6 protein-coding genes are annotated in these 6000 nt (G+C 43.1%); all 6 read left to right on the forward strand.

Translation table 11 applies throughout. The features are described 5' to 3' along the window. Positions 1-669: 669 nt before the first annotated feature. Positions 670-1554, forward strand: a complete 885-nt coding sequence (locus PseudUWO310_RS04575) for an MBL fold metallo-hydrolase (RefSeq protein WP_009628137.1) — start codon at positions 670-672, stop codon at positions 1552-1554. A gap of 376 nt (positions 1555-1930) precedes the next feature. Continuing rightward, the gene (locus PseudUWO310_RS04580; RefSeq protein ID WP_142599405.1) at positions 1931-2425 is read left to right on the forward strand and encodes a thiol-disulfide oxidoreductase DCC family protein; all 495 of its coding nucleotides are present in this window, start codon (positions 1931-1933) and stop codon (positions 2423-2425) included. Next, a complete protein-coding gene (locus PseudUWO310_RS04585; protein WP_142599407.1) occupies positions 2422-2895 on the forward strand; it encodes a TspO/MBR family protein in 474 nt (157 codons plus the stop codon). The genes PseudUWO310_RS04580 and PseudUWO310_RS04585 overlap by 4 nt, the downstream gene beginning before the upstream one ends. A 181-nt stretch (positions 2896-3076) precedes the next feature. Continuing rightward, positions 3077-4087: an L-histidine N(alpha)-methyltransferase gene (gene egtD, locus PseudUWO310_RS04590; protein WP_142599409.1), complete on the forward strand. Its 1011-nt coding sequence runs from the start codon at positions 3077-3079 to the stop codon at positions 4085-4087. A gap of 14 nt (positions 4088-4101) precedes the next feature. Next, entirely contained in the window at positions 4102-5448 is a 1347-nt protein-coding gene (ovoA, locus tag PseudUWO310_RS04595; RefSeq protein WP_142599411.1) for a 5-histidylcysteine sulfoxide synthase, read from the forward strand. Continuing rightward, entirely contained in the window at positions 5441-5566 is a 126-nt protein-coding gene (locus tag PseudUWO310_RS23545; protein ID WP_263363385.1) for a hypothetical protein, read from the forward strand. The genes ovoA and PseudUWO310_RS23545 overlap by 8 nt, the downstream gene beginning before the upstream one ends. The last annotated feature ends 434 nt before the right edge of the window (positions 5567-6000 follow it).

Raw genomic sequence — 6000 nt, forward strand, 5'->3', positions numbered from 1 at the left:
AATTTAGAAGTGACCCAAAGCCTCCTCCCAAAATCTCCTCCCAAAGTCTCCTCCCTAAATCTATTTATGTCTAGGCAAGTAATACCAATTCCCAAAATGGCAACGCCATTTTGGGAATCTCAAAACCTTACTGGGTTTGGTGTTTAATTCACAAAAGTGTTGTCATACTTTCGTGAATTGGTAATAAGTGGGCTTAATTAAATATAAAACCCTAAAGCCTGCGGCGCACGCTGCGCGTGCGCCGCAGGCTTTAGCTCTGGATTTTAATTATGCTGAGGTACTTAGTACTAAAAGCTGATAGCCACAAGGCGATACATAGGGTTAGCATATACCCAAATATAGTTTGATTAATTGGGTAATTACTCTGATACCTTGTATTGATATTTTAATCGTCTTTTACTTACCTTGCTCCTTCGATGTGACTGCTAAAATTAGATATGTTTAGATTTAAGGTTATGGTAATTATTGCTATTTGCAATGTATAACAGCCTCTAGATTAAAGGAAACTATAAGGAACATGAGAAGTCCCTGAGGTTAGCAAGATTGGTAAGTTCGCGTGATATTTATGCTTAGTATTGAGATTAATAATGTAAAAGTGGAAATTTACCATAATTTCTAAATTTCAGACTTGCCCCAATGGTTCAAAATTCTCTGACAATGAGTTAGCTAATGTCCATTTCTGACAGCGAGTTCTCTATTCACTTTTGGGGTGTGCGTGGTAGCATTGCCACCCCAGGCTCAACCACAGTCCGCTATGGGGGAAATACTCCTTGTGTAGAAATGCGTTGTCAAGGTGAGCGTATTATTTTTGATGGGGGGACAGGAATTAGAGTACTAGGTCAGCATCTACTCAAGCAGATGCCCGTCGAAGCAAGTATTTTCTTTACCCACAGCCATTGGGATCACGTTCAGGGATTTCCATTTTTTACACCAGCTTTTATTAAGGGAAATCTCTTTAAGATTTACGGTAAGATTGCGCCGACTGGTCAAACGATGCAAGAGCGCCTAGAAGAACAGATGCATCATCCTAATTTCCCAGTACCACTGAGGGTGATGGCATCATGTTTAAAGTTTTTTGACGTGGAAGTTCCCAGTCTGATCGAGCTCGGTCATGGCGTGACCGTGGAGACAGGGCTACTCAATCATCCAGGAGAAGCCACAGGATATCGAGTTACCTGTGGCGATCGCGTAGCGGTTTACGCGACGGATACCGAACATTTTAGCGATCGCCTAGATGAAAATCTCCTTTATCTAGCCCGTGATGCCGACGTACTCATCATGGATGCGACCTATTCCGATGAAGAATATTGGTCGAGTGTAAATCCCAAAATCGGTTGGGGACATTCCACATGGCAAGAAGCGATCAAGGTCGCTGAAGCAGCAAACGTCAAGACCCTAGTCATTTTTCATCACGATCCTCTCCATAGTGACGATCAGTTAGATGAGTTTGGACGGTTGGCGCAGGAGCGGTTTGCGGGGGCTGTGATGGCAAGAGAAGGGATGCATATTTCTATTCCCATTCGTGCGGATGCCAAACCGCTCGTCCATGTTTGAGCTTTATAATTAAAGTAGTTCAGCAATCAAACCCAATAGAGAGTTGCGGCGCTTCGCGCCGCAACTCTCTATTGGGTTTGATGTCTTGACTTATAGCTGTCGCCAAGTGTATTAGGACATAAACCCCAAGAATTGACTGGCGGCGCTTCGCGCCGCCAGTCAATTCTTGGGGTTTGGTATCAAACCCTTACTGGGTTTGGTTTTCAATTCCCAAAAGTGTAGCCACACTTTTGGGAATTGGTATGATGTCTTGATTTAAGTGAATATAGCTATAATTCAGGAAAGTGTGACAACACTTTCCTGAATTGGTATTCAGTTTACTTACGCTTAGCTGAAGATTAAGCTGAATATTAGCCCAATACATTAGCCCAAGCCAATGCTATCTCCCCAGACAATCACCAACGACTGCAAATCTAAGAGTTGGAAAATCAAACTCCTATACGATGGGGCATGTCCTTTATGCTTGCGCGAAGTCAATTTTTTAAAGAGTAAAGATGGCGATCGCGGCTTGGTGAAATTCGTTGATATAGCTGCCGATGACTATCAGCCCGCCGACAATGCAGGGATTGATTTTAAGACAGCGATGGGGCGAATTCATGCCGTCTTACCCGATGACACGATCCTCCAAAATGTAGAAGTATTTCGGCAAATTTACGACCTTCTCGGCATTGGTTGGATCTATGCGATTACTAGATTACCCCTCGTCGGACGGTTGGCTGACGCGATATATGGAGTTTGGGCAGATTATCGACTCTTACTGACGGGTCGAGCCGATCTCCAAACCTTGATCGCCGAACGGGAGCAAAGGCTAGCCGCTTGCCAAGATAATTGTGTAATTAATTCGCCGATCGCCGATCGCCAAACATCATGATCGTAACTTGGCTCGCGATCGCTATTTTGTCCTTTGCAGAAGGCTTTGCCCTGAACAAGCTTTTTCCTGCGGACTACCAATGGTTTATGCAATTACGCCGTCCGCGATGGCTCACCTTTGAAGGCGCGATTCCCTTTATTTGGATTGCGATCTTCATTTGTGGCATCACTTCGGCAGCTATCCTTTGGGAAACCCAGCCAGCCACCCTTAATACATGGCTATTGATGGCTGGCTATGCGATCGTCGAGATCGCGATTCTGTCCTATACGCCAATCCTCACCCGTTTGCGCAATGTTCGGGCAGGAGCGATCGCAGGGGCGATCGGTTTTATATTAGGGGCGATTTTAACCATTCAAGTTTGGCAAATTTCTAGCACCGCAGGATGGCTACTCATCCCCTATTTGCTTTGGAGTCCCATCGGTACTTACGTAACATGGGTAATGGCAAGACTCAATCCTCCCCCACCTTAAAAAGCGGTAGCAAACTCTGGGCATTCTCCCAAGATGAGTGGCGGCACAAAGTGCCGCCACTCATCTTGGTTTTTATTTGGGTTTTATTTCTAAAGCAAAACTTGCATTGCTATACAATTACGAGCAATCATCCAAATCATTATTTGGGATCGTAAAAATACAAACAGGAAAAAATCCAAGTATGACAGTTAAACATTTAAAAATACTCCATGAGAGTAATCCAGCCATTATTCAAAACATTGGTAAAGATGGTGATGATGTATGCCAAGGATTAACACAAACCCCCAAAAGTTTGCCCCCAAAGTATTTTTATGACGATCGCGGTTCGGAATTATTCGAGCAGATTTGTGATTTACCCGAATATTATCCCACGCGCACTGAAGCATGGATTTTAAACCAATATGCCGATGAAATTGCCGCAATTACTGGCTCCTGTGAATTAGTAGAATTAGGTAGTGGTAGCTCTACAAAAACCCATTATTTATTAAATGCCTATCAAAAAGCAGCTAACTTATTAACTCCGTCTATTCCTGATGCCTTTAGTTATATTCCGATCGATGTCAGTGGTGGCATCCTCAAAACGACCGTCTCACATTTGCAACAAAAGTATCCCGATCTCTCCCTCGAAGGACTACTTGGTACCTACGAAGAAGCCCTACTTTATCTTGGTAAAAATCATGGGCGATCGCGCATGATTTTCTTTTTAGGTAGCTCCATCGGCAATTTTTCCGCCCTAGAGTCTAATGCGTTCCTCAGTAAAGTTTCTCATTCCTTAACTCAAGGGGATTATTTTTTATTGGGGATTGATTTACAGAAGCCCAAAGATATCTTAGAAGCTGCCTATAACGACAGTCAAGGCGTTACGGCAGCTTTTAATTTAAATATGCTTTCCCATTTAAATTGGCGTTTCCAAGGTAATTTCAACCTCGATCTATTTACCCATCAAGCTATTTATAACGAATTAGATCGCCAAATCGAAATGTATCTTTATGCCAGAGAAACCCATCAAGTATCCCTAGATATTCTTGATCTCAAAATCGAATTTCAAGCTGGCGATCGCATTCTCACCGAGATTTCCCGTAAGTTCGATCTAGAGTCGATACAAGCCCAACTGCGATCGCAAGGTTTAACAACCATCAAAATCTGGACAGATTCCCATCAATGGTTTGCTCTAGTTCTCTGTCAGTTGTAAGGAAATTTAAATCTATGCCTAATATTCCCTTTGCTAAGGTTCCGCAATTAGATAAATGCGATCGCCAAGAGATTCTGGATTATTTTCAACGGGCTTGGCAAATTGAAGATGACTTGATGAAAAGTTTAGTTGATTCCGAAACTTTTTATACGAATCCCGATCCACTGCGTAATTTATTGATTTTCTACTTAGGACATTCAGCCGTATTTTATATTAACAAAGCGATCCGTGTTGGACTCCTAGAGCAACGGATACATCCCGATTTTGAAAGGTTATTTGAAATTGGGGTCGATCCTGAAAAGCCCGATGAAATTGAGAGTATTTTTGATGGTCTACGGCAAGCAGAAGTTACTGCTGTTTGGCATTATCGCGAACAGGTATATCAGGCGATCGTCAAGCTAATCAAGGGATTGACGAATATTGCTCTACCCATTAATCAAGAGCATCCGCTTTGGGCGCTCATGATGGCGATCGAGCATCAATATATCCATATCGAAACTTCATCGATGTTGATTCGCCAATTGCCCGTTGCAAAACTACAACGTCCTCCCAACTGGCAATATGCCCCCACCAATGGCTATACCAACACCAATGGAATGGTCGAAATTAAGCATGGGAAGGTGCATTTGGGCAAACCTCAAGATTCTGCTACCTATGGCTGGGATATTGAATATGGCGATCGCCTTGTGGATGTAGCAACTTTTCAAGCCAGTAAATATCTGGTGACTAATGCCGAATTTCTGGATTTTGTAAAGGATGGTGGCTACGCGAATCAAGCCTATTGGGACGAACGATCTTGGGCTTGGCGGCAGCAACACCAAGTGCAACATCCTAAATTTTGGATTCCTAGCAATGACACCTATAGATATCGGGCGATGTTCGATGAAATCCCCATGCCCTTTGATTTTCCCGTAGAAGTCAATCACTATGAAGCGATCGCCTATTGTCGCTGGAAAGGTGATCGCATACGCCTGATGAGCGAAGCGGAATGGCATCTAGCAACCTACGGCGAAGCGGGCTCGCCTTCTTCACCATCGACAGAGAATTCTGGCTTCAATCTCAATTTAAAATTTGCTTCACCTAACCCCGTCGGGTATCTAGAGCAAGCCCAAAGTCCATCAGGACTATACGACCTGCGCGGTAATGTTTGGGAATGGTTGGGCGATAATTTAACACCGCTTACAGGATATAAACCCCATTATCTCTATGAGAACTATTCCGCACCATATTTTGACACAAAGCATAATATGATGGCGGGTGGCTCATGGATTACCAATGGAACGGAAGCCTGTAAGTATTACCGCAACTGGTTTCGCCCTAACTTCTATCAACATGCAGGATTTAGGATCGCCTATGCTTAGTGATCATATTCTTACAGCAATTGCCGATCAAACGAACCACAAGGGAATTTTGGGTTTGAGTGCCAAGCGCTGTAGCTATAGCGCTTGGCAAAAAGGATTTATAGCTACAGTCACTTGACTTAGGACAAATCAAACCCCAAGAATTGACTTGTGGCGCGAAGCGCCACAAGTCAATTCTTGGGGTTTATGTCCTAGTGCAATTGGCGACAGCTATATATTCAGTAACTTAAACAATACTTCGGACATTTTTAGAAAATAGAGAAAAAAAGCTATTCATCGTATAAGGTGCAGATATTGAACACCAGCACCAAATGAATAGCATCAATTTCATAATACCCAGTCTACTGAGTAAACCCCAACAAAAGTTTTTGATAACGTTGTTTTCGACAATATTGGTGTTGTGTGGGAAAGTAAACTTTACGAACCTGAGTCGATATAGTCAAATATCAGAACGGAGCTATCGTCGGCAATTCCAGAAATCCTTTAACTTTATCAAAGGTAACGCCGACCTAATAGAACAAGCAATACCAGCCACCGCACGTCAGATCATCG

The organism is Pseudanabaena sp. UWO310 (assembly GCF_006861605.1).
Taxonomy (GTDB): Bacteria; Cyanobacteriota; Cyanobacteriia; order Pseudanabaenales; family Pseudanabaenaceae; genus Pseudanabaena.